We start from the raw sequence: 22,448 nt of genomic DNA, 5'->3' as shown, positions 1-22,448 counted from the left end.
ATGTCAGCCAGCACCGTTCCTGTCAGCCAGGCCACCTACGCCCAGCGCGTGGCCTTTGTCTGCGAAATCGCCGCGCGCCTGCACCGTTATGGCACCACCGCGCAGCGGTTGGAGTCGGCGGTGGTGGCCCTGTCCCAGCAACTGGTGCTCGATTGCGAGCCCTGGTCCAACCCGACCGGGTTGATCCTGAGCTTTTCCGATCCGACCAAGGCGATCGGCTCATCGGACATCACCCGCGTGATCCGCCTGGGGCCCGGCGACAATGACCTGCACAAGCTGGCCGAGGCCGACCGCATTGCCGAGGCGGTGGCCAACGGGCGCATGAGTGTTGCCCAGGGGCATACCGCGCTGCGCCAGATGGACCGCCCGCCGCGCCGGCGCGATGGGGTGTTCCTGGCCCTGTCCTTCGGCCTGACCTCGGCGGCCGTGGCCGGGCTGTGGCGCTTGCCCTGGCTGGATATCGCCACGGCCGGTGTGATCGGCCTGCTCAGTGGGCTGCTCACCCTGTGGGCCGATCGCCGGGTCGCCACCCGCGAAGCCAGCGAGGCCTTGTCCGGCTTGCTGGCCGGTTTTGTGGCGGTGGCGGTGGCCGCCTTCATTGGCCCGCTGAATCTGAACTCGGTGATCATTGCCTCGTTGGTGGTGCTGCTGCCCGGTCTGGTGCTGACCAATGCGGTCAACGAGCTGTCCAGCCAGCACTGGGTATCGGGTACCGCACGTTTTGCCGGTGCCCTGACCACGGTGCTCAAGCTGACCGTGGGGGCGGTGATTGCAGTCAACCTGGCCAGCGCCCTGGGCATGGAGCCGGACGTGCGCGCGCTGCGGCCACAGCCGGACTGGGTGGAGTGGGCCTCACTGGGCGTGGCCGGGGTGGCCTTTGCAATGGTGTTCAAGGCCAGCCTGCGTGACTGGCCATGGGTGATTGCCGCGGTGTTTGTCGGCTTCACCGTTTCCACCTATGCCGGCAGGGCATGGGGTGCGATGGCCGGCATCTTCCTGGCCGCGATGATCCTCACCGCCGCCGGCAACCTGTTCGGCCGCGTGCTCAAGCGTCCGGGCGCGATCGTGCGCCTGCCCGGCATCATCATCCTGGTGCCCGGCAGCACCAGCCTGCGCGGGGTCATGGATCTGGTCCAGCGCCAGGACATGGTGGCCGGGCAGAGTGCCTTCATCACCGTGCTCAGCGTGGTCATGGCCCTGGTGGCCGGGCTGCTGTTCGGCAACCTGCTGCTGCCGGCGCGTAAAAACCAGAATCTGTAAAGTCGCCGGTTTGCGGATAATAAAAAACGCCGGCAATGCCGGCGTTTTTATTGACCGTGTGGGCGATCAGATCAGGAAATCTTCCTTCTTCTTGCCCTTGGCCAGGTAGGCGGCCATCCAGCGCGGCGGCTTGCCACGACCGGTCCACTGGTTGGCGGCATCGGCCGGGTCGCGGTACTTGGGAGCCACCACGCCGGTCTTCTTGCCCTTCTTGGCGCCCTTCTTGGCGGCAGCCTTCTTGGTTGCGGCAACCTTGGTGCCCGGCTTGCGGCCGCGCTTGGCCGGAACCGGTGCGTCTTCGCCGAACAGTTCGTTGATCGAATAGCCGCTCTCGCGCAGGATCTTGTTGATCTGTGCGCGAACGGTGCCGGCAGCCGGACGCTTGGCAGCCAGTTCATGCTGCTTGGTGGCGGTACGGATCAGGGTCTTCAGCTCGCGGGCACTCAGACCGTTGAGGCTGTTGATATCAAAACTCATGGCTACTCCAGGAGATGAGAAATATGGTGGTGCCATTCCGTGGCAGCGCGGTGAGAATAACCGTCTGATCACTAAATGCCTAGCCGATTAAATCGGACAATACCGGCAATATGGTGTGAAGAGACGGAATATTCAGACGGCGGTCACTGTTTTCCCGGAAAACGATCAGCCAAGCAGGCGTTCAATCAGGCTGGCGCGGTCCAGATTTTCGGCTTCGCTGGCACGACGGCTGCGGTATTCGTAGCTGCCGGCGGCCAGGCCGCGCTCGGAAACCACCACGCGGTGCGGAATGCCGATCAGCTCGATATCGGCAAACATCGAGCCCGGACGCAGGCCGCGATCATCCAGTGCCACATCCAGACCAGCGGCCTGCAGGTCGGCTACCAGCTGCTGTGCCGCCTCGGTCACCGCCGCGTCCTGCTTCGGGTTGATCATGCACACCACGACCTGCCACGGAGCCATCGATTCTGGCCAGATAATGCCGGCCTCATCGTGATTCTGTTCGATGGCCGCCGCCACAATGCGCGATACGCCGATGCCATAGCAGCCCATGGCCATGACCTGGGCCTTGCCGTTCTCGTCCAGCACGGTGGCCTTGAGGGCTTCGGCATACTTGCGGCCGAGCTGGAACACATGGCCGACCTCGATGCCGCGGGCCAGTTTCAGCTCGCCACCGTCGGCAGCACGGTCGCCGGCAACCACATTGCGGATATCGGCCACTTCCGGCTCGGCCAGGTCACGGCCCCAGTTCACACCGGTCAGGTGGAAGCCATTTTCATTGGCGCCCACGACAAAATCAGCCAGCGCGGCGACCTCGCGGTCGGCAATCACGCGGATGGCCTGGACCGGATTGACCGGGCCGAGGAAACCGGGTTCGGCGCCCAGATGGGTGGCAATTTCCGCTTCGCTGGCCAGACGATAATCGGCCATGCCTTCCAGCTTGCCGAGTTTGATGTCGTTGATGTCATGGTCGCCACGCACCAGGGCAAGCACGAACTGGCCGGTGGTGGTCATGATCGCCACCGACTTGGCGGTGCGCTCCAGGGCCAGGCCGAGCAGCCCGGCCACGGCCTCGCAGGTCTTCTGGGTCGGGGTGGCGACCTTGTCCATGGCCTGGCTGGCGGCCGGGCGCGGCGCCGGTTCGGCGGCCACGGCCGCTTCGACGTTGGCCGCGTAATCGGAGGCAGTGGAAAATGCCAGGGCGTCTTCGCCGGAATCGGCAATGACGTGGAATTCCTGCGAGGCATCACCGCCAATGGCGCCGGAATCGGCCTGCACTGCGCGGAATTCCAGACCCAGACGGGTAAAGATCCGGGTGTAGGCGGCCTTCATGTTTTCGTATTCGGCCACCAGGCTGGCGTCATCCAGATGGAAGGAATAGGCATCCTTCATCAGGAATTCGCGTGCACGCATGACGCCGAAGCGCGGACGGATCTCGTCGCGGAACTTGGTCTGGATCTGGTAGAAATTGACCGGCAGCTGCTTGTAGCTGGACAGTTCCTGGCGGGCAAAATCGGTGATCGCTTCCTCGGCAGTGGGGCTGTAGCAATATTCCTGTGCCTTGCGGTCAGCGATTTTCAGCAGCTGGCCGCCAAACTTTTCCCAGCGACCGGTTTCTTCCCACAGCTCCTTGGGCTGGATGGTGGGCAGCAGCAGTTCCACCGCGCCGGCACGGTTCATTTCCTCGCGCACGATGGTTTCAACCTTGCGCAGCACGCGCAGCCCCAGCGGCGACCAGCTGTACAGGCCGGAGGCCAGCTTGCGGATCATGCCGGCACGCAGCATCAGCTTGTGGCTGCTCAGCTCGGCGTCGGCGGGGGTTTCCTTGGTGGTGCGGAGGTGGAACTGGGAAAGGCGCATGGGGCTGTCTGGGTTGGACTGTGGGGGTATTTTGCCACCGCACCGGCGGTGGCGGGAAACATCAGCCCAAAACCAATGGCCCCGCTTGTGGCGGGGCCATTGCCGGGTCTGGCGGTGAAACTTGCCGGTTTCAGCCGGCGGACGGGCAGAAGTTGGCCACGTCCTTCTCGGCCTGCTGCTTTTCGGTCTGGCGCTGTTCTGCGGTCAGGGCCGTATCCGGGACGCCATCGCCGTTGGTATCGCGGCCGATGGCGCCGGAGCCATTGAGCAGGGCCAGGTTGCTGCGTGCGCTGGTGCAGGCCGGTGCTTCGCTGGCGGTCGTGGCCGGTACGGCCTCGCCGATGTCGCCGCGGTGGCTGATGCGGCGCGATTCGGCCGAGCGGCCGGTCGGCGGGCGCTCCGAATACTGGGTGACGCCGTTGGCGTCCTTCCACTGGTAAACGGTGCTGGACTGCGCCTGGGCCAGGGAGGCCACCAGCAGCAGGGGAAGGGTCAGGGTCAGGGCGCGCATGCAGGTTCCTCCGGCGTGATCCCCCGATTGCACCACTGCCCCAGCAGGCTGGCAAGGGATTACACTTTGATCATGGACCCAATTCACACCCCGCCGCGTTCGCGCAGCATCTATCTGTTGCCCAACCTGATCACCACCGGTGGGCTGTTTGCCGGTTTTTACGCCATCATCGCCGCGGCCAATGGCGATTTCGTCAATGCCGCCATCGCGGTGTTCGTGGCCGCCGTCATGGATGGGCTTGACGGCCGGGTTGCGCGCCTGACCGGCACCAGTTCCGAATTCGGTGTGCAGTACGACTCGCTGGCCGACCTGGTCAGCTTCGGCATGGCCCCGGCCCTGGTGATGTACCACTGGGCACTGTCCTCGCTGGCCTTGGACGGTGTGGTCGTGGGCCGTCTGGGCTGGGCAGTGGCCTTTTTGTATGCCGCCTGCGCCGCGTTGCGCCTGGCCCGTTTCAACACCCAGGTCGGCAGCGTGGACAAGCGCTGGTTCGTCGGCCTGGCCAGCCCGGCCGCGGCCGGGCTGATGATGTCCTTTGTCTGGGCCTTTGCCGATGGCAACCTGGGCTGGAGCGGCGAACAGCTGCGCTATGTCGCCCTGGCCGTGAGCATCGTGGCGGCGTTGCTGATGGTCAGCCGGATCCGTTTCTGGAGCTTCAAGGGCGGTGCCGAAGGCCCGCGTGGTGGCCGGGTGCCGTTCATGGCCCTGGTGCTGGTGCCGGTGATCCTGGCGATCATGGCCCTGGACCTGCCGCGCACCCTGCTGGCTGTCGGCGTGCTGTACGCGCTGTCCGGCCCGGTGATGGCCGTGCTCAACCGGCGCAAGGCCGAGGCGGCCTGAGATGGGTGACGAGCCGGTGCTGTGGAGCAGCGAACAGCATGCCTGGCTGGGGGCGATGGGGCTGACGGTGTATGCCGAGGCCTCGACCATTGCCTGGCCACCGGCACCTGCCGCACGTCCGGTACCGGCGTTCGAAAACCTTGCTCCGGCCCCGGCTGCCGAGCGTCGCCGTGCCGCGCCGATGGCCGACAGCGAAGCGCCGGCAAGTGCGCCGCGACGCTTGCCGGTGTCACCGCCGGTGCCGGCTCCCAGTCTCGGCACCCCGGCGGCGCGACCGCCGCGGCGTAACGCAGGCCGCATTGCCGGCATGCCGGACCGGCTGATGCTGGCCCTGTTGCGTGCCTCCAGGCAGAACCCGAATGACCCGGCCACCCAGGCCCTGATGGCCAGCTGGCCGCTGGACGAACTGCGCGCCAACCCGGCGTCCAAGCGTGCGCTGTGGCCGCAGTTGCGTGCCCTGCGTCGTCAACGCAACCCGCACTGACCCCATGCCGCATCCTGCCTATACCCCGGCCTTGCGCTGCATGCGTGCCGATGACCTGGACACGGTGATGGCCATCGAGCTGCGCGCCTATCCGTTCCCGTGGTCGCGCGGCATCTTTGCCGACTGCCTGTCCTCCGGCTACAGCGCCTGGGTGCTGGAGCAGGGCAGTCAGATCATCGGCTATGGTGTGCTCAGCGTGGCTGCAGACGAAGCCCATGTGCTCAATGTCTGTGTTGACCCGCTGGTGCAATCGCGCGGGCATGGCCGGTTGATGCTGCGTACCCTGCTGGGCAGCGCCCGCAAGCAGAAGGCGCAGCGGGTGTTTCTGGAAGTGCGCCCGTCCAACACGGCTGCCATCGCCCTGTACCAGAGCGAAGGATTCAACGAGATCGGCCGTCGGCCGCGCTATTACCCGGCCGCCAACAACGGGCGCGAGGATGCGATCGTGATGGCCATCGAGCTGCTGGACGACGACATCACCTGCATGCCGCCGCTGTAAGCGGGCTCTGGCTAGCCCAGCCGCAGCATCACCACGCCGCCGATGATCAGCCCGGCCGAGAGCAGGCGCTGGATGCTGACCTGCTCCTTGAGCCAGATCGTGGAAATGAGCAGGGCGAACAGGATCGAGGTTTCGCGCAGCGCGGACACCATCGCCACTGGCGCCTGGGTCATGGCCCACAGGGCAATGGCACAGGAGGCAGTGAAGCCAAATCCGGCCAACAGTCCCTGTTGCCACTGTTGCCTGGCCAGAGCATGCAATTGCGGCCGGCGTGCCAGCAGCGCCCACAACAGCAGGGGCAGGGCAGAAAGCACGAACAGCCACAGGCTGTAGCCCAACGCGGTCCCGGACAGGCCCACGCCGTGGGCGTCGACCAGGGTACAGGTGGCGATCAGGCAGGCGATGCCCAGCGGCAGCAGCATGCCGCGCGGTTGCTTGCCGATGGAAAGCAGCAGGATGCCGCCGCAGATCAGGCCGATGGCGACCCAGCTGGCCGCAGGCAGGGATTGGGCAAACAGCACACTGCCGGCCATGGCCACCAACAGCGGGGCCACGCCGCGCATCAGCGGATAGCTCAGGCTCATCTCGCCGGTCTGGTAGGTGCGGGCGATCAGCAGGTAATAGGCCACCTGCAGTACCACGGACAAGCCCAGCCATGGCCAGCTGGCACCGGCCGGCAACGGCAGCAGGGGCAACCAGGGCAGCGACAGCAGGGCGCCGAAGCTGGTCAGCAGGACCGTGGTCAGCAGCTTGTCACTGCCCTGTTTGACCACCGCATTCCAGCTGGCATGCAGCATGGCGGCAAACAGCACCGTACAGAAAACCCCGAGTGACATGCGTCGGCCTGTGCTGCGGTTGTGCAGGCAAGGGTAATGGGCGCCGGCGGTCGGCAACAGGGGGAGGCAGCCTGCCGCCGCAGGGCGGGGCAGGCTGCCGGGTGCCCGCATGGGCTTACAGCTTGGCGCGCTGCTCCTGCAGGCCGGCCAGCTGGGTGCTCCAGTCGGCCAGGCGCACGCGCTCCTGTTCCACCACCGCGGTCGGGACCTTGTCGGTGAACTTGGCCAGCTTGGCTTCGCTCTTGTCCTTCTCGCCGGCGACGCGGGCGATTTCCTTGTCCAGGCGCACGCGCTCGGCGTCCAGGTCGACCAGACCTTCCAGCGGCACCAGCAGCTTCAGCTCGCCGACCACGGCCGGGGCCACCGGCGGGCAGGTTTCGCCATCGGCCAGCCAGGTGATGGATTCGAGCTTGAGCAAAAAGCGCAGCTGCGAGGAGAAACGCTCGATGCGGCCGCGGTCGGCGGCCACGCCGCCCTGCAGCAGCAGGCCGATCTGCTTGGACGGCGACACGCCCAGCTCGCTGCGTACGCGGCGCAGGGCGCTGACCATGGACTTGAGCCATTCCACGTCGGCTTCGGCGCCGGCGAAGTCACCGGCCACTTCACCGGCGACCGGGTAGGGGCGCAGCGACAGGGTCTCGGTGGTGATGCCCAGGCGCGGGGCGATTTCCTTCCACAGCTGCTCGGTGACGAACGGGGTCAGCGGATGCAGCAGGCGCTGTACGGCTTCAAGCACGTGCAGCAGGGTGTGGCGGGTGGAATCGGCATCGGCACGGGCCTGTTCGCTGCTCAGGTCGCCCTGCAGGGCCGGCTTGCTCAGTTCCAGGAACCAGTCACAGACCTCGTTCCAGACAAACTCGTACAGGCACTGGGCCAGCAGGTCGAAGCGGTAGCCGGCGAAATGGCCGGCCGCTTCGGTGGCCACCGCGTCCAGACGCGACAGGATCCAGCGCTCGGCATCGGTGCGCGGGGTCGGGGTGCCGGTGAAGCTGGCGCCCTCGGTGTTCATCAGCACGAAGCGGCTGGCATTCCACAGCTTGTTGCAGAAGTTCTTGTAGCCCTCGGCGCGGGACATGTCGAACTTGATGTCACGACCGTGGGTGGCCAGCGCGGCAATGGTGAAGCGCAGCGCATCGGCACCGTGGGCGATGATGCCCTCCGGGAATTCCTTGCGCGTGGCCTTCTCGATCTTCTCCACCATCTTGGGCTGCATCAGGCCGCGGGTGCGCTTGGCCACCAGATCTTCCAGCGAGATGCCGTCGATGATGTCCAGCGGATCGAGCACGTTGCCCTTGGACTTGGACATCTTCTGGCCCTGGCCGTCGCGGATCAGGCCGGTGATGTAGACGTCCTTGAACGGGATCTGCCCGGTGAAGCTGTCGGTGGCCATGATCATGCGGGCCACCCAGAAGAAGATGATGTCGAAGCCGGTGACCAGCACGTTGGACGGCAGGTAGCGCTCGAAGCCGCGTTCGACCATCGCCTCGGCATTGGGCCAGCCCAGGGTGGAGAACGGCCACAGCTGCGAGGAGAACCAGGTCTCCAGCACGTCGCTGTCCTGGTTCAGGGCCACATCGGCGCCCAGGCTGTTCTTTTCACGCACTTCGGCTTCGTTGCGGCCGACATAGATCTTGCCGGCTTCATCGAACCAGGCCGGGATGCGGTGGCCCCACCACAGCTGGCGCGAGATGCACCAGTCCTGGATGTTTTCCATCCAGTGACGGTAGGTGTTGATCCAGTTGCCCGGGACGAACTGGATCTTGCCAGACTCCACCAGCTCCAGGCCACGCTTGGCCAGGCCGTCCATCTTCACGAACCACTGGTCGGTCAGATACGGCTCGATCACCTGGCCGGTACGGTCACCACGCGGCACCTGCAGCTTGTGCGGCTTGGCCTCGACCAGCAGGCCGGCCTCTTCCAGCTCGGCCAGGATGACCTTGCGCGCCTCGTAGCGATCCATGCCCTGATACTTGGCCGGGGCGTTCTCGTTGAGGCTGGCGGTGACGGTGAACAGGTTGATCAGCGGCAGGTTGTGGCGCACGCCGACCTGGTAGTCGTTGAAGTCATGGGCCGGGGTGACCTTGACCACGCCGGTGCCGAACTCACGGTCCACGTAGTCATCGGCAATCACCGGAACGCGGCGGCCGGTGATCGGCAGGATCACTTCCTTGCCGATCAGGTGGGCATAGCGCGCGTCTTCCGGGTGGATCATCGCGGCGGTATCGCCGAGCAGGGTTTCCGGGCGGGTGGTGGCCACGGTCAGGTAATCACGCACCTCGCGCAGGGTTTCCACGCCATCGGCGTCGGTTTCCACGTGCTCATAGGTGGCGCCATCGGCCAGGGCGTAGCGGATCGACCACAGGAAGCCGTCTTCCTCCACGTTCTCCACTTCCAGGTCGGAAATGGCCGTCTTCAGCACCGGGTCCCAGTTGACCAGACGCTGGCCACGGTAGATCAGGCCCTGTTCGTACCAGCGCACGAACGACTCGATCACCGCCTCGCTCGGGCCTGCGTCCATGGTGAAGGTCGAGCGCGACCAGTCCGCCGAGGTGCCCAGGCGGCGCATCTGGCCTTCGATCACGTTGCCGGAGTGGGCCTTCCACTCCCAGACCTTGTTGATGAAGCCGTCGCGGCCCAGCGAATCTCGGGTCTCACCCTTGCCTTCCAGGGCCAGGTTGCGGCTGACCACCATCTCGGTGGCGATGCCGGCGTGGTCGGTACCCACCTGCCACAGGGTGTCGTAGCCACGCATGCGGTGGTAACGGATCAACCCGTCCATCAGGGTCTGCTGGAAGGCATGGCCCATGTGCAGGGTGCCGGTCACATTAGGCGGCGGCAGCAGGATGGTGTAGGGCTCGCCCTGGCCGGACGGCTTGAAGTGGCCGGCCTTCTCCCAACCCTCGTACAGGGCGGTTTCGAAGGATTTGGGATCGTAGCTGGAGGCGAGGGTGGTCATGGTCGCAACAGTCTTTGTAAGGAGGGGGTCGTCTCAGCGCTTGAGCGCTTGGGCGATCTTTTTATCGGTGTGGTACTGGCTGACAGCATAGGCGGCCCAGATGGCGCCGGGCAGCCAGCCGATCAGGGTGATCTGCAGGATCAGGCAGAGGATGCCGGCAAACGGGCGGCCGATGGTGAAAAATGCAAACCACGGCAGCACGATGGCAATCAACAGGCGCATGGGCGGGTGTCCTTACATGTCATGTTTGGACAGCGCATAACCGGCGGCCTTGTACTGGCGCCAGCGCTCGCGCAGCGGTTCGCGCGCGGACGAGTCGTCAGGCACCACTTCCAGCACCCGGTCGCAGGGTTGCATCCAGGCCGCATCGCGCAGGTTGATCACCAGCGGCCGGGGCGCACCGGCTTCCTGTCCGGGGGCGGCAATCAGCACCACGGCTTCTTCCTCGTCCTCGTCGCTGCCGGCGATCTGGTGCGGGATGAAGGCATCCGGGTTGAACGACCACAGCAGGTCGTCCAGTTCCTCGGCTTGGGCGCTGTCGCGCGCCAGTACCAGGGTCGCCAGGCCGGCGTCATTGGCCTTGCGGCACAGCTCGCACACCAGCAGCAGGGGCTGGCCGGCAAAACGCGGCTTGGCGATCAGGTAGAAGTCGGCGCGCATCAGGTCACGGGAAGAAGAGGGAAAGGGAAGGGGGTCAGAGTGCCTTTTGCAGGCAAAACTGCACTCTGACCCCGGTGTTGCTTTTAGGCGGCGCGGTCCAGCAGCCACTGGGTCAGCAGGCCGACCGGGCGGCCGGTGGCCATGCCGGACTTGCCGTCCTCATCAGCCACGCCGGCGATGTCCAGGTGGGCCCAACGCTGGCCTTCGGTGAAGCGGGCCAGGAAGCAGCCGGCGGTGATCGCGCCACCCCAGCGGCCGCCTATGTTGTAGACGTCGGCGAAGGTGGAGTCGATCAGGCCCTGGTATTCCTCGAACAGCGGCAGGCGCCAGGCGCGGTCGTGCACGTTCTCGCCGGCCACCAGCAGCTCATTGGCCAGGCTGTCATCGTGGGTCATCAGGCCGGCGGCAACGCGGCCCAGGGCCACCATGCAGGCGCCGGTCAGGGTGGCCACATCGACCAGGGCGGCCGGCTCGAAGCGCTGTGCATAGGTCAGCGCGTCGCACAGGATCAGGCGGCCTTCGGCGTCGGTGTTGCCCACTTCGATGGTCTTGCCCGACATCGAGGTGATGATGTCCGACGGACGGTAGGCATTGCCGTCGATGGCGTTTTCCACCGCCGGCACCACCACGACCAGGTTGACCGCCATCTTGGCTTTCACTGCGGCGACGAAGGTGCCGATGACGTTGGCGCCGCCGCACATGTCGAACTTCATGTCCTCGATGCCGCCCTGGGTCTTCAGGTTGACGCCGCCGGTGTCGAAGGTGATGCCCTTGCCGACCAGCACGTAGGGCTTGGCGGTCTTGTCGGTGGCGCCATTCCACTTCAGCACCACCAGACGCGGGCGGTTGGCCGAGCCACGGGCCACGGCCAGCAGCGAGCCCATGCCCAGCGCTTCCATCTGCGCTTCTTCCAGGATTTCAGCCTCGGCGCCGTCATGGGCGGCGGCAAATTCGGTGGCGCGCTGGGCCAGGTAGGCCGGGTTGCAGATGTTGGGCGGCAGGTTGCCCAGCTCGCGGGCGTATTCCACGCCGGCGGCAATGGCGATGCCGGTGGCCAGGGCGGCGGCATCCTCGCCGCTCACGGCGATCTGGGCCACGCCACCGGTCTCGGCCTTCTTGTGGCCGAAGGTGGCGCTGTAGCGGTAGGCCGCATGGTCGGCGGCGATCACCGCCTGGCGGATGGCCCAGGCGCTGTCACGGCCGGGCACGGCCAGTTCGCTCAGGGTCAGGGCCACGCGCTGGGCGGCACCGCTCTTCAGGGCCTTGACCGCTGCGCCGATGGCCTTGATGTAGCTGGACGCCGACAGCTTGGCTGCATCGCCCAGGCCCACCACCAGCACGCGCGGGGCGGTGACGCCGGCCACATCGTGCAGCACAGTGGTGCTGCCGGCCTTGCCGGTCAGGTCGCCGCGCTGGACCAGGCGGGTCAGGGCGCCGTTGCTGGCGTTGTCCACGGCGCTGGCCGAGGGGGTCAGGCCGCCATTGGTGTGAATGCCCACCACCACGCAGTCGGCGTCGACGGTGGATGCGGCTACAGTGTTCAGGGTGAATTGAAGGGCCATTGATCAGATTCCGTTGGCAAATCCGTACAATCGCGAGCTTGTGCCCGGCCCGTGTGGTCGGGGGCGCCGCGAACCAAACCACAGAGTTTAAACCACCGACCCAATGTCCAAGCTTGATCGTTACCTGCTGAGTGACTTCATCCAGAGTTTTCTGGCGACCCTGCTCGTGCTCCTGGTGGTCAGCGTTGGCGGTGTGCTGGTCGATCTGCTGGGCCGCATTGCCGACGGACAGATCCCGGCCGGGTTGTTGCTGGGCCAGCTGGGCCTGCAATTCATTGCCTATCTGCCCCTGATCGTGCCGATGGCCTTGATGCTCGGTCTGGCTCTTGCCATAGGCAGGCTCTATCGCGATTCGGAAATGGCGGTGCTGACCGCTGTCGGTATCGGCCCCCGGCGCTTGCTGCGCCCGGTGCTGATGCTGGTGCTGCCGGTGGTGGCGCTGGTCGGTGCCTGCTCGCTGTGGTTGGGCCCCTGGGCCCAGCGCACGGCCCAGACCCAGCTGGAAGAAGCCAACCGCAGTGTGCTGATGGCCGGCCTGGAACCGGGCCGTTTCACCCCGTTGTCCGGTGGTGGCATTGTCTATGTGTCTTCGCTGAGCGAGGACGGCAAGGGCCTGGGGCAGGTATTTGTACAGCGTCAGAAGGATGATCGCTTCGAGGTGGTCAGTGCCCAGGGGGGGCATATGTATCTGGAAGGCGAGCGTCGCCGTTTCCTGCGTCTGGAAGATGGCCACCAGATCGAAGGGCCGCTGGCTGGCAAGCTGGATTACCGGCTGATGCGTTTTGCCGCCAACGAAGTGGCCTTGCCTGATCGTGAAAAGGGGCGCGAGGCCAATGACCCGGAGCTGCGTTCCACCTGGGCGCTGCTGGGTGATGGCAGCCTGCCGGCGGTGGCCCAGCTGCATGCACGCCTGGCACCGCCGTTGCTGGCCCTGGCCTTTGCCCTGATGGCAGTGCCGCTCTCGCGCAGCGCGCCGCGTCAGCAGCGCTACGGCAAGGTGATGCTGTCCGTGCTGGCCTACCTGTTCGGGGTGAACCTGATGATCGTCGGCAGCCAGTGGCTGGCCAAGGGCAGCTTGCCGGCCTTTGCTGGCCTGTGGTGGTTGACCTTGCCACTGCTGGCCCTGGCGCTGTGGATGTATTTCCGTGATGGCCGGCTGGGCCGCAACAAGGGCAAGGCATGAACCTGCGGCCGCGACTGCATGATGTGTATATCGGCAAGACTGTCCTGCTGACGGTCTTGGCCACCTGGGCGGTGCTGCTGGGGCTGGACGTGGTGTTGTCCCTGTCCGGTGAGTTCGAGCAGATCGGCAAGGGCAGCTACACCATGAGCCACGCGGTGGCCTGGGTGGCTTACACCATTCCACGCCGGGCCTACACCCTGTTTCCGATGGCGGCGGTGATCGGCTCGCTGATGGGCCTGGGCCAGCTGGCGGCCACTTCCGAGTTGACCGCCTTGCGGGCGCTGGGCCTGTCGCGCCGGCGTCTGGCCCTGTCGGTGGCCATTGCCTTGTCGTTGCTCACTGCCTTGATGGTGATCAGTGGCGAGACGGTCGGCCCCTGGGGTCAGGCCAAGGCCGACCTGCTGCGCAACAGTGCCCGCGCCAATACCGACCTGGCCATGGCCCGTTATTCCGGCTTGTGGGCACGCGAGGGCGACACCTTCCTCAACGCGCAGAGTGGCGAAGAGCGGGTGTCTGCCGGCGGCGGCACCGAGTTGGTACTCAACCAGGTGCGGCTGTACCGTCTGGCCAGCGATGGACGTATCAACGAAGTCACCCACGCCGAGAGTGCCCGCCACGACGGCAAGTCCTGGTCGCTGCACCAGGTGCGCAGGGACCGGTTGGACGAACGTTCGGCCAGCAGTGAGGTGGTCGAGCAACAGGCATGGGATTCACAGCTGGATCCGTCCGCGCTGGCTGCCGGTCTGGCCCGTCCGCGCAACCTGTCCACTGCCGAACTGCGCTCGAGCATCGAATACCGCAAGCGCAATGGGCTGGATGCGCGTGATTACGAGGACAACTACTGGGGCCGCTGGTTCTATCCGTTGAACGTGCTCGCCCTGTGTCTGGCCGCGGTGCCGTTTGCCTTCGGTTCGCTGCGCAGCGGCGGCATGGGCAAGCGCCTGTTCCTGGGCATCCTGTTTGCGCTGGGCTTCTGGTTGCTGCAGATGTTCTTCAGCCGCATGGCCGGCGCGCTGCGTTTTGACTACCGCATTGCCTATGCGTTGCCGCCGCTGGTGATGCTGGCCATTTCCGGCTTCATCTTCCGGCGCAAGGTCGGCTGAGTTCAGGCGCTGGGCACCCGCAGCAGGCGGGTGCCGCTGGCGCGGTCGTGCCAGGTCAGGCGCTGGTGATCGACCAGGGCCCACCAGAAACCCACGCCGCCCAGCAGCAAGGACAGCCCGCCCCAGGCGAAGCGCCGCCACAGTGCCTTGGTCGTGGCCGGCTGGCCATCGGCATCGACCACCCGTACTTTCCACGGCCGCATGCCCAGGGTCTGCCCGCCGCGGCGCCAGCTGATCACCGCGTAGGTTCCGGTGGCCAGCCAGCAGCAGGCCCACAGGCCCCACTGCCAGGCACTGAACGGGGCGATGTTCTCGCGCGCGGCGTGGCCGCTGAGGTTGAAGGCCACGGTGAACAGGGCCGATAGCAGCAGCCACAGGGCCACACAGACCCAGAAGTCATAGAACAGCGCGGCCAGACGGCGCACGAGCAGGGCTGCGGGAGGCGGGTTGGCTGGGGTCATCGGCCGAGCATACGGTGCTGCCGTGATGCTGGGTAGCGCCGTATCCTGTGTGGCAATGAATACCGTTGCAGACCATCAGGACGTGGCCCGCACCCCGGCCCAGCGTCGCCAGTTGATGTTGGCCTTGCCGGAGCTGGGACCGGCCGATGGCCAGGCAATTGCCGCCTTCCTGGATGCGGTGTGGGCCGAGCAGGGCCTGGCCCGGGCCAGCCTGGACAGCTACCGGCGCGACCTGGAAGGGCTGGCGCGCTGGCGCAATGGCGCCGATGGCGGCCTGACCAGGCTCCAGCGTGATGGCGTGCTGGCCTACCTGGGCTGGCGCAGCCAGCACGGCTGGTCGCCACGCAGCACCGCGCGCCTGCTTTCGGCCCTGCGCCAGTTCTTTGCCCGGCTGGTGCGGCAGGGCCTGCGCAGCGATGACCCGACCGCCTTGCTGGAAAGTCCGCGCCGCGGGCGCAGCCTGCCGCGGGCGGTGGGCGAGGGGCAGGTTGCCGACCTGCTGGCCGCGCCGCAGGTGGCCACGGCCGAGGGCCTGCGTGACCGCGCCATGCTCGAGCTGATGTATGCCGCCGGCCTGCGTGTGAGTGAGCTGGTCGGCCTGCCGGCGACCGGGCTCAACCTGCGCCAGGGCGTGTTGCGGGTGACCGGCAAGGGCAGCCGCGAGCGTCTGGTGCCGCTGGGGGCTGAATCGCTGTACTGGCTGGAGCGTTACCTGCAGCAGGGCCGGCCGCAGCTGGCCGCCGGGCAGGCGGTCGCCGCCGGCAATGGCAATGTGCCGCTGTTCATCACCACGCAACGTCAGCCGCTGAGCCGGCAGGCGTACTGGGGCCTGGTCAAGCGCTATGCGGCGCTGGCCGGGATCAACCCGGAGCGGATCAGCCCGCACAGCCTGCGCCACAGCTTCGCCACCCACCTGCTCAACCACGGCGCGGACCTGCGCGCGCTGCAGATGCTGCTGGGCCACAGTTCGCTGTCCACCACCCAGATCTACACCCTGGTCGCCCGCGAACACCTCAAGCACCTGCACCGCCAGCACCATCCGCGCGGATGAGACGGCGGTCGCAGTGGTTGTGCGTGGGTGTGCGAGAATCGGCGCGCTCACTCAACGTTGGATGACCAATGTCCCGTTACTTGCTTGCCACCCTGCTTACCGCCCTCAGCCTGACCGCCTGTGCCCAGTCGCCGGCACCCACGGTCGCCGCTGCCGGCGCTGCTGTTGCCAGCAGCGCCGATGCCACTGCCATCGAAGCCCGGGTGCGGGCCTCGCTGGGCGAACTGGACCCGAACTTCAATCCCGACTACATCGGCGCTGCGCCGTTTGCCGGTTTCCGTGAGGTGGTGGTGTCCGGGCAGGTGCTGTATGTGTCCGATGACGGCCGTTTCCTGATGCAGGCCCAGCCGTATGACATCTCCAAACGCGCCCTGGCCACCAGCGAGGGCCTGCTGGCCTACCGCCGTGGTCTGTTGGCCCAGGTGCCGGCTGACCAGCGCATCAGTTTCGTGCCGCCCAACGCCAAGTACACCGTGACCGTGTTCACCGACACCGAGTGCGGCTACTGCCGCAAGCTGCACCAGGACATTGCCGAGCTCAACCGCAATGGCATCGGGGTGGAATATCTGGCCTTCCCGCGCATGGGCCCGGGCAGCCAGGACTTCAAGGACATGGTGTCGGTGTGGTGCGCCGATGACCGCAAGACGGCGATGAACAACGCCAAGGCCGGCCAGCCGGTGCCGGCCAACAGCTGCACCAGCCCGGTGGCCATGCATTACGAGCTGGGCCAGAAGCTCGGTGTGAACGGCACCCCGGCCATCTTTGCTGCCGATGGCAGCCAGCTCGGTGGCTACCTGCCGCCGGCGCAGCTCAAGGCCACCCTGGAAGGGCTGGGCCAGGCCGCGCGCTGAGCGACCCCGTCCGGGGCAGCAGGCTTGCTTGCCCCGGACAGTACTTCCGGTCGATGGTTCGGTGCCGGTGATGGCTTACAATAGTGGGCCGTTTCCCAACACGGTTTGCCGGACATGATCGTCCTCGAGGGCGCAGCTGCCCTTTCCCCGTTCCGCAGCGAACGGCTCGAATCCCGCCTGCAGTCCATCGCCGCCGATCTGCGTATCGCCGGTACCCGTCATCTCTACTTTGTCCAGGCAGCCGATCCGGCCGCGCTGGACATGGCTGTGCTCGGCCGGGTGCTGGATGCCGGCAGTGCGGCGCCGGCTGCCGCTGCCGGCACCGTCAGCCGTATCGTGGTGCCGCGTCTGGGTACCCGTTCGCCGTGGTCGTCCAAGGCCACCGAACTGGTGCGTGGCGCCGGCCAGGCCATCGAGCGGGTCGAACGCGGCCTGCGCATCGAGCTGAGTGGCTGGCCGGCCAACCCGGCCGTGGCTGCGGCAGTGGAGAAGGTCCTGCATGACCCGATGACCCAGACCCTGCTGGCCGACACTGCCGCTGCCGGCGCGCTGTTTGCCAGCCCGGCCCGTGGCCAGCTGCAGCGCATTGCCATTGCCGGGCTGGAAGCGGCCAACGCCCGCCTGGGCCTGGCCCTGGCCGAGGACGAGATCGCCTACCTGCGCCAGCGCTACACCGAACTGGGGCGCGACCCGTCGGATGTGGAGCTGATGATGTTCGCCCAGGCCAACTCCGAACACTGCCGGCACAAGATCTTCAATGCCAGCTGGAGCATCGATGGCAAGGAGCAGGAGCGCTCCTTGTTCAAGATGATCAAGAACACCCACCAGGCGACCCCGCAGCACACCTTGAGCGCGTACAGCGACAACGCCGCGGTGATTGCCGGCCTGCCGGCCGCACGCTTCCGCCCGGATCCGGCCGATGGCCGTTACCGTGCCGAGGACGTGCTCCCCAGCGCGTTCCAGATCAAGGTCGAGACCCACAACCACCCGACCGCGATTGCCCCGTTCCCGGGGGCAGCCACCGGTGCCGGCGGCGAAATCCGCGATGAAGGTGCCACCGGCCGTGGCGGCAAGCCGAAGGCCGGCCTGACCGGCTTTTCGGTCTCCCACCTGCGCATTCCGACCCTGCCGCGGCCCTGGGAAGCGCCGCGTGCGCTGAACCCGCGCATGGCTCCGGCCCTGGAAATCATGCTCGACGGCCCGCTTGGCGGCGCCGCGTTCAACAACGAATTCGGCCGCCCGAACCTGCTGGGTTACTTCCGCAGCTTCGAGCTGCCCGAAGATGGCATCACCCGTGCCTATGACAAGCCGATCATGCTGGCCGGTGGCCTGGGCGCGATCGACCGCATCCAGGTGGACAAGATCAAGCTCGGCGAAGGCGACCTGGTCATCGTGCTGGGTGGCCCGGCGATGCTGATCGGCCTGGGCGGCGGTGCCGCCTCGTCGGTGGCTTCGGGCGAATCGGCCGAGGACCTGGACTTTGCCAGCGTGCAGCGCGACAACCCGGAAATGGAGCGCCGCTGCCAGGAAGTGATCGACCGCTGCGTGGCCATGGGCAGCGACAACCCGATCAAGTTCTTCCACGATGTCGGCGCCGGTGGCCTGTCCAACGCGATCCCCGAGCTGCTGCATGATTCGGACGTGGGCGGGGTGATCGACCTGGCCCGCGTGCCCACCGATGATGCATCGCTGTCGCCGCTGGAGCTGTGGTGCAACGAATCCCAGGAGCGCTATGTGCTGGGCATTCCGGCCGGGCGTCTGGAAGATTTCCGTGCCATCTGCGCCCGTGAGCGCTGCCCGTTTGCCGCCGTCGGCGTGGCCACCAGCGAAGAGCGTCTGGTCGTGGCCTATGGTGCGAGCCCGGGCAACATTCCGGCCGATGCGCCAATCGACCTGCCGATGGACGTGCTGTTCGGCAAGGCGCCGAAGATGCACCGTGATGCCATCACCCCGGCCGCGCCGCGCTGGCCGCAGCTGGACACCGCCGGGATCGACCTGCACCAGGCCGGCCTGCGCGTGCTGGCCCACCCGACGGTGGCAGCCAAGAACTTCCTGGTCACCATCGGTGACCGCAGCGTCGGCGGCCTGACCGCCCGCGAGCAGATGATCGGCCCGTGGCAGGTGCCGGTGTCGGACGTGGCCATCACCCTGGCCGGTTTTGACACCTACGCCGGCGAGGCCATGTCCATCGGCGAACGCACACCGCTGGCCCTGCTCGACTCGGCCGCCGCTGCGCGCATGGCGGTTGGGGAGGCGATCACCAACCTGTGCGCCGCCCCGGTGGAATCGCTGGAGACGGTCAAGCTGTCGGCCAACTGGATGGCCGCCTGTGGCCATCCGGGCGAGGACGCCCTGCTGTATGACGCGGTCAAGGCCGTGGGCATGGAGCTGTGCCCGGCGCTGGACATCTCCATTCCGGTGGGCAAGGACTCGTTGTCCATGCAGGCCCAGTGGCAGGCCGATGGCCAGACCGAAAAATCGGTCAGCCCGGTGTCGCTGGTGATCTCCGCCTTTGCTCCGGTAAGTGATGCGCGCCAGCAGCTGACCCCGCTGCTGGACCGCGAGGTCGACAGCGAGCTGTGGCTGATCGGCCTGGGGGCTGGCAAGCAGCGTCTGGGCGGCTCGATCCTGGCCCAGGTGTATGCCGAGGATGCGACCCTGCCGGCCTTCGCCGGGGCGGTGCCCGATGTCGATGACGCCCAGCGCCTGCGCGCCTTCTTCGAACTGATCCGTGATGCCCGCCGCGATGGCCTGCTGCGCGCCTATCACGACCGCAGCGATGGTGGCGCGTTTGCCGCGCTGTGCGAAATGGCCTTCGCCTCGCGCCAGGGCCTGGAAATCAACCTGGATGCCTGGGGTGATGATCCGTTCCGCAGCCTGTTCAACGAGGAGCTCGGCGCGGTGGTGCAGGTGGCCAACGAAGACCGCGCCGCCTTTGCCGACCTGGTCGAGCGTCATGCCCTGACCGAATGCGCCCAGCGCATCGCCAAGCCGACCAATTCGCCCTCGGTGCGGGTGGTGGCAGCGGGCAAGCCGCTGGTGCAGTGGCGCTGGGACGAGCTGTTCGGCGCCTGGTGGTCGGTCACTCATGCCATGCAGAAGATGCGCGACAACCCGGCCTGTGCCGATGCTGAAGCCGCTGTGGCGGCGGACTTCAACGCCCCGGGCCTGAAGCCGAAGCTGGGCTTTGATCCGGCCCAGAACGTGGCCCAGGCGCAGCAGGACAGCGGCATCCGGCCGAAGGTGGCGATCCTGCGCGAGCAGGGCGTCAACGGCCAGATCGAAATGGGCCAGATGTTCACTGCCGCCGGCTTTGATGCCTTCGACGTGCACATGTCCGACCTGATCGAGGGCCGCGTCGACCTGGCTGATTTCCGTGGCCTGGCCGCTTGCGGTGGCTTCAGCTATGGCGACGTGCTCGGTGCCGGCAGCGGCTGGGCCACCTCGATCCTGGAGCGCCCGGCCCTGCGTGCCATGTTTGCCGCCTTCTTTGCCCGCCCCGATACCTTTGCCCTGGGTGTGTGCAATGGCTGCCAGATGATGAGCCAGCTCAAGGACATCATCCCCGGTGCCGAGCACTGGCCGGCTTTCCGCCGCAACCTGTCCGAGCAGTTCGAGGCCCGTACCGCGCTGCTGGAAGTGGCCGATTCGCCGTCGATCCTGCTGGCCGGCATGGCCGGCTCGCGCATCCCGGTGGCCGTGGCCCACGGTGAAGGCCGCGCGGTGTTCGCTTCGCAGGCCGAGCAGGCTGCCGCAACCGTGGCCCTGCGCTACATCGATGGCAATGGCCAGGTCACCCAGACCTATCCGCTCAACCCGAACGGCTCGCCGGACGGCATCTCGGGGCTGACCACCAGTGATGGCCGGGTCACCATCCTGATGCCGCATCCGGAGCGTTGGAGCCGGGCAGTCAACTTCAGCTGGGCCCCGGCTGACTGGACGACTTCGCCATGGCTGCGGATGTTCGCCAATGCACGCCGTTGGTGCGGCTGAGTCTTCACCCGTAATTGACGTGTCAAAAGCCCGCCGCAAGGCGGGCTTTTTTCTTGCCTTTTCTCGGCGATGGTGTGGAAGAACGACGAAGTTGGCGTTTTTTTGCCTGCAAAACTGGTTTGGCTGTGATTGGCATCAAGGTTTTTTGTGAATCGGCATTCGATCCACTTATCACCGTCAATTATTTGACTCGCCCGGAATGAGAGGACAGACTCGGCAAACCGTTTCGGTTGCATTCACCTAGTCATCCAATTCGTGAACGCCCCTCGCAGGACGCGGGTCCGCCGAACGCTCAAAACCAAGGTCGGTCAGGTAAGCGGGAAAGCCCGTATCCGGCCGGACACCATCTGAGGAGCTGTGACGATGAATCGGATTTATCGCAAGGTTTGGAACAAGGCACTGGGGCAGCTGGTAGTCGCATCGGAACTTGCCTGCGGGCATGCCGGGGGCGGCGGTGTGGTCGATGACCGCAAGGCTGGCTCGATGGTGCTGCGCCCGCTGTCCATGGCAGTGGTGCTGGCCTTGGGGTTGTCATCCGGTTCTGCGTTTGCACAGAGCATCGAAGTGGGCAGCAATGCCAACTGCAGCACCCCCGGTGGTCGTAGCGATGCCTGCGTGGTCGACGGCGCCGCCGAAGCACTGGCCACCGATTCAATTGCCATTGGTGGCATCAGCAAGGTCGAGGCGGGCGCTGTAGGCAGCATTGCCCTGGGACACGGCACGGTGGTCCAGGCCGGGGCGGTAGGCAGCGTGGCGCTGGGCGCCGGTTCCATTGCCACCCGTGCCAACACGGTGTCCATCGGCGCGGCCGGCAGTGAGCGCCAGATCACCAACGTGGCTGCCGGCACCGCCGCAACCGATGCGGTAAACAAGGCCCAGCTCGATGCGGTTGCTGCTGCAGCCGGTTCGGCAGCCCAGGCCAGCAAGTACTTCCAGGCCAGCGGCAGCGCCAACAGCGATGCCGGCGCCTATGTGGATGGCGAGGATGCACTGGCCGCCGGTGAGGCAGCCAATGCGATCGGCAATGGCGCCATCGCCGTGGGCGGCGGTGCCAATGCCGTGGCTGACGGGGCCATGGCGGTGGGCAACAACGCCCTGGCCACCGGCCAGAACGCGGTGGCCGTGGGCCAGAACGCCGAGGCCACCGGCCCGGCGGCCGTGGCCGTGGGCGGCAATGCCGTGGATGAAAGCGGCAACCCGTTGATCAATGTGGGCGGCGTGCCGGTGACCACCGGTGCCACCAGCGCCGGTGTGGGCGGTACCGCCCTGGGTGCCAGTGCCAATGCCAGCGGCTTTGCCTCCACCGCCACCGGTGTCGGTGCGCAGGCTGCCGGTGATCTGTCGGTGGCTTCCGGTGCGGTGGCCAATGCGCTGGCCGACGAAGCCGTGGCAGTGGGTTACAACGCCGCGGCCTACAACACCGGCAATGTGGCCATCGGTTCGATGGCATCGGCGGCAGGTGAAGGCAGCCTGGCCATCGGTGCCGGTGCTGAAACCGGTTTTGGCCTGTTCGGTATCGAATCGGAAGCGGCCACCGCCATTGGTACGGGCGCCTGGGTGCTGGGTGACCAGGGCACCGCGCTGGGTGCCGATGCCTGGGCCACCGGCCAGCAGAGCACGGCGCTGGGTCAGGATGCCTATGCCACGGCCACCGGCAGCGTTGCCCTGGGCCAGGGCTCGGTTGCCAATCGCGCCAACAGCGTGTCCGTTGGTGCTGCCGGTGCCGAACGCCAGGTCACCAACGTCGCCGCCGGTAGCGCCGGTACCGATGCGGTCAACAAGAACCAGCTGGATGTGGTGGCTGATGCAGTGGCTGATGTCACTGACACCGCCAACCCCACGGCCAAGCAATCCCAGCCAA

The 22,448-nt window shown here is 66.6% G+C and carries 19 protein-coding genes; 10 read left to right on the top strand and 9 right to left on the bottom strand.

Annotated features, from left to right (window positions below; genetic code table 11):
- Nucleotides 1–1,260 carry a threonine/serine exporter family protein gene (locus ABB30_RS00590; protein ID WP_057636303.1) on the top strand — a complete coding sequence of 420 codons (1,260 nt, stop codon included), beginning with the start codon at nucleotides 1–3 and terminating at the stop codon, nucleotides 1,258–1,260.
- 66 nt (nucleotides 1,261–1,326) lie between these two features.
- Here the strand turns inward: ABB30_RS00590 and ABB30_RS00585 are convergent, their stop codons facing one another.
- The 3 genes from ABB30_RS00585 to ABB30_RS00575 form a co-directional block, all read right to left on the bottom strand.
- Nucleotides 1,327–1,737: an H-NS histone family protein gene (locus ABB30_RS00585; protein WP_057636302.1), complete on the bottom strand. Its 411-nt coding sequence runs from the start codon at nucleotides 1,735–1,737 to the stop codon at nucleotides 1,327–1,329.
- A gap of 165 nt (nucleotides 1,738–1,902) precedes the next feature.
- Nucleotides 1,903–3,597: a proline--tRNA ligase gene (locus tag ABB30_RS00580; RefSeq protein ID WP_057636301.1), complete on the bottom strand. Its 1,695-nt coding sequence runs from the start codon at nucleotides 3,595–3,597 to the stop codon at nucleotides 1,903–1,905.
- A 130-nt stretch (nucleotides 3,598–3,727) separates the two neighbouring features.
- Nucleotides 3,728–4,108, bottom strand: coding sequence for a DUF4124 domain-containing protein (locus ABB30_RS00575; RefSeq protein ID WP_057636300.1), 381 nt, complete (start codon nucleotides 4,106–4,108; stop codon nucleotides 3,728–3,730).
- Between the two features lie 72 nt (nucleotides 4,109–4,180).
- On the opposite strand from ABB30_RS00575, the gene pssA reads away from it, so the two are divergent.
- The 3 genes from pssA to rimI are packed head-to-tail and all read left to right on the top strand — an operon-like array spanning nucleotide 4,181 to nucleotide 5,931.
- A complete protein-coding gene (gene pssA, locus ABB30_RS00570; RefSeq protein WP_057636349.1) occupies nucleotides 4,181–4,948 on the top strand; it encodes a CDP-diacylglycerol--serine O-phosphatidyltransferase in 768 nt (255 codons plus the stop codon).
- Nucleotide 4,949: 1 nt separating this feature from the next.
- Nucleotides 4,950–5,432 carry a hypothetical protein gene (locus ABB30_RS00565; RefSeq protein WP_057636299.1) on the top strand — a complete coding sequence of 161 codons (483 nt, stop codon included), beginning with the start codon at nucleotides 4,950–4,952 and terminating at the stop codon, nucleotides 5,430–5,432.
- A 4-nt stretch (nucleotides 5,433–5,436) separates the two neighbouring features.
- Nucleotides 5,437–5,931: a ribosomal protein S18-alanine N-acetyltransferase gene (rimI, locus tag ABB30_RS00560; RefSeq protein WP_057636298.1), complete on the top strand. Its 495-nt coding sequence runs from the start codon at nucleotides 5,437–5,439 to the stop codon at nucleotides 5,929–5,931.
- Nucleotides 5,932–5,942: 11 nt separating this feature from the next.
- Here the strand turns inward: rimI and ABB30_RS00555 are convergent, their stop codons facing one another.
- The 5 genes from ABB30_RS00555 to ABB30_RS00535 form a co-directional block, all read right to left on the bottom strand.
- Nucleotides 5,943–6,767 carry a DMT family transporter gene (locus ABB30_RS00555; protein WP_057636297.1) on the bottom strand — a complete coding sequence of 275 codons (825 nt, stop codon included), beginning with the start codon at nucleotides 6,765–6,767 and terminating at the stop codon, nucleotides 5,943–5,945.
- Between the two features lie 115 nt (nucleotides 6,768–6,882).
- Entirely contained in the window at nucleotides 6,883–9,723 is a 2,841-nt protein-coding gene (locus ABB30_RS00550) for a valine--tRNA ligase (RefSeq protein ID WP_057636296.1), read from the bottom strand.
- Between the two features lie 33 nt (nucleotides 9,724–9,756).
- Entirely contained in the window at nucleotides 9,757–9,945 is a 189-nt protein-coding gene (locus ABB30_RS00545; protein WP_057636295.1) for a YqaE/Pmp3 family membrane protein, read from the bottom strand.
- A 12-nt stretch (nucleotides 9,946–9,957) separates the two neighbouring features.
- A complete protein-coding gene (locus tag ABB30_RS00540; protein WP_057636348.1) occupies nucleotides 9,958–10,386 on the bottom strand; it encodes a DNA polymerase III subunit chi in 429 nt (142 codons plus the stop codon).
- Nucleotides 10,387–10,466: 80 nt separating this feature from the next.
- Entirely contained in the window at nucleotides 10,467–11,945 is a 1,479-nt protein-coding gene (locus ABB30_RS00535; RefSeq protein ID WP_057636294.1) for a leucyl aminopeptidase, read from the bottom strand.
- 103 nt (nucleotides 11,946–12,048) lie between these two features.
- Between ABB30_RS00535 and lptF the strand changes: the two genes are divergently transcribed.
- Entirely contained in the window at nucleotides 12,049–13,128 is a 1,080-nt protein-coding gene (lptF, locus tag ABB30_RS00530) for an LPS export ABC transporter permease LptF (protein WP_057636293.1), read from the top strand.
- Nucleotides 13,125–14,231, top strand: a complete 1,107-nt coding sequence (gene lptG / locus ABB30_RS00525) for an LPS export ABC transporter permease LptG (protein WP_057636292.1) — start codon at nucleotides 13,125–13,127, stop codon at nucleotides 14,229–14,231. Before lptF ends, lptG begins: the two co-directional genes overlap by 4 nt.
- 2 nt (nucleotides 14,232–14,233) lie before the next feature.
- Here lptG and ABB30_RS00520 read toward each other — a convergent pair whose 3' ends face one another.
- On the bottom strand, nucleotides 14,234–14,692 hold the full coding sequence (locus tag ABB30_RS00520) for an RDD family protein (RefSeq protein WP_057636291.1): 459 nt from the start codon (nucleotides 14,690–14,692) through the stop codon (nucleotides 14,234–14,236).
- A gap of 55 nt (nucleotides 14,693–14,747) precedes the next feature.
- On the opposite strand from ABB30_RS00520, the gene xerD reads away from it, so the two are divergent.
- The 4 genes from xerD to ABB30_RS00500 form a co-directional block, all read left to right on the top strand.
- Nucleotides 14,748–15,743: a site-specific tyrosine recombinase XerD gene (gene xerD, locus ABB30_RS00515; RefSeq protein WP_057636290.1), complete on the top strand. Its 996-nt coding sequence runs from the start codon at nucleotides 14,748–14,750 to the stop codon at nucleotides 15,741–15,743.
- Nucleotides 15,744–15,811: 68 nt separating this feature from the next.
- Complete coding sequence (locus ABB30_RS00510) at nucleotides 15,812–16,594, top strand: DsbC family protein (protein ID WP_057636289.1); 783 nt, start codon at nucleotides 15,812–15,814, stop codon at nucleotides 16,592–16,594.
- Between the two features lie 114 nt (nucleotides 16,595–16,708).
- Entirely contained in the window at nucleotides 16,709–20,587 is a 3,879-nt protein-coding gene (purL, locus tag ABB30_RS00505; protein ID WP_057636288.1) for a phosphoribosylformylglycinamidine synthase, read from the top strand.
- A gap of 363 nt (nucleotides 20,588–20,950) precedes the next feature.
- The coding region (locus tag ABB30_RS00500) for a YadA family autotransporter adhesin (RefSeq protein WP_275452388.1) at nucleotides 20,951–22,448 on the top strand (1,498 nt) is incomplete at its 3' end.

This window comes from Stenotrophomonas ginsengisoli (assembly GCF_001431485.1).
In the GTDB taxonomy this organism is placed as follows: Bacteria; Pseudomonadota; Gammaproteobacteria; order Xanthomonadales; family Xanthomonadaceae; genus Stenotrophomonas; species Stenotrophomonas ginsengisoli.
Note: the sequence above shows the minus strand (reverse complement) of the source record. Positions and strands in the feature narration are given on the sequence as shown.

Coding starts and splice junctions, on each gene's coding strand:
- ABB30_RS00590 (WP_057636303.1), top strand. CDS start 1: ATGTCAGCCAGCACCGTTCCTGTCAGCCAGGCCACCTACGCCCAGCGC.
- ABB30_RS00585 (WP_057636302.1), bottom strand. CDS start 1,737: ATGAGTTTTGATATCAACAGCCTCAACGGTCTGAGTGCCCGCGAGCTG.
- ABB30_RS00580 (WP_057636301.1), bottom strand. CDS start 3,597: ATGCGCCTTTCCCAGTTCCACCTCCGCACCACCAAGGAAACCCCCGCC.
- ABB30_RS00575 (WP_057636300.1), bottom strand. CDS start 4,108: ATGCGCGCCCTGACCCTGACCCTTCCCCTGCTGCTGGTGGCCTCCCTG.
- pssA (WP_057636349.1), top strand. CDS start 4,181: ATGGACCCAATTCACACCCCGCCGCGTTCGCGCAGCATCTATCTGTTG.
- ABB30_RS00565 (WP_057636299.1), top strand. CDS start 4,950: ATGGGTGACGAGCCGGTGCTGTGGAGCAGCGAACAGCATGCCTGGCTG.
- rimI (WP_057636298.1), top strand. CDS start 5,437: ATGCCGCATCCTGCCTATACCCCGGCCTTGCGCTGCATGCGTGCCGAT.
- ABB30_RS00555 (WP_057636297.1), bottom strand. CDS start 6,767: ATGTCACTCGGGGTTTTCTGTACGGTGCTGTTTGCCGCCATGCTGCAT.
- ABB30_RS00550 (WP_057636296.1), bottom strand. CDS start 9,723: ATGACCACCCTCGCCTCCAGCTACGATCCCAAATCCTTCGAAACCGCC.
- ABB30_RS00545 (WP_057636295.1), bottom strand. CDS start 9,945: ATGCGCCTGTTGATTGCCATCGTGCTGCCGTGGTTTGCATTTTTCACC.
- ABB30_RS00535 (WP_057636294.1), bottom strand. CDS start 11,945: ATGGCCCTTCAATTCACCCTGAACACTGTAGCCGCATCCACCGTCGAC.
- lptF (WP_057636293.1), top strand. CDS start 12,049: ATGTCCAAGCTTGATCGTTACCTGCTGAGTGACTTCATCCAGAGTTTT.
- lptG (WP_057636292.1), top strand. CDS start 13,125: ATGAACCTGCGGCCGCGACTGCATGATGTGTATATCGGCAAGACTGTC.
- ABB30_RS00520 (WP_057636291.1), bottom strand. CDS start 14,692: ATGACCCCAGCCAACCCGCCTCCCGCAGCCCTGCTCGTGCGCCGTCTG.
- xerD (WP_057636290.1), top strand. CDS start 14,748: ATGAATACCGTTGCAGACCATCAGGACGTGGCCCGCACCCCGGCCCAG.
- ABB30_RS00510 (WP_057636289.1), top strand. CDS start 15,812: ATGTCCCGTTACTTGCTTGCCACCCTGCTTACCGCCCTCAGCCTGACC.
- purL (WP_057636288.1), top strand. CDS start 16,709: ATGATCGTCCTCGAGGGCGCAGCTGCCCTTTCCCCGTTCCGCAGCGAA.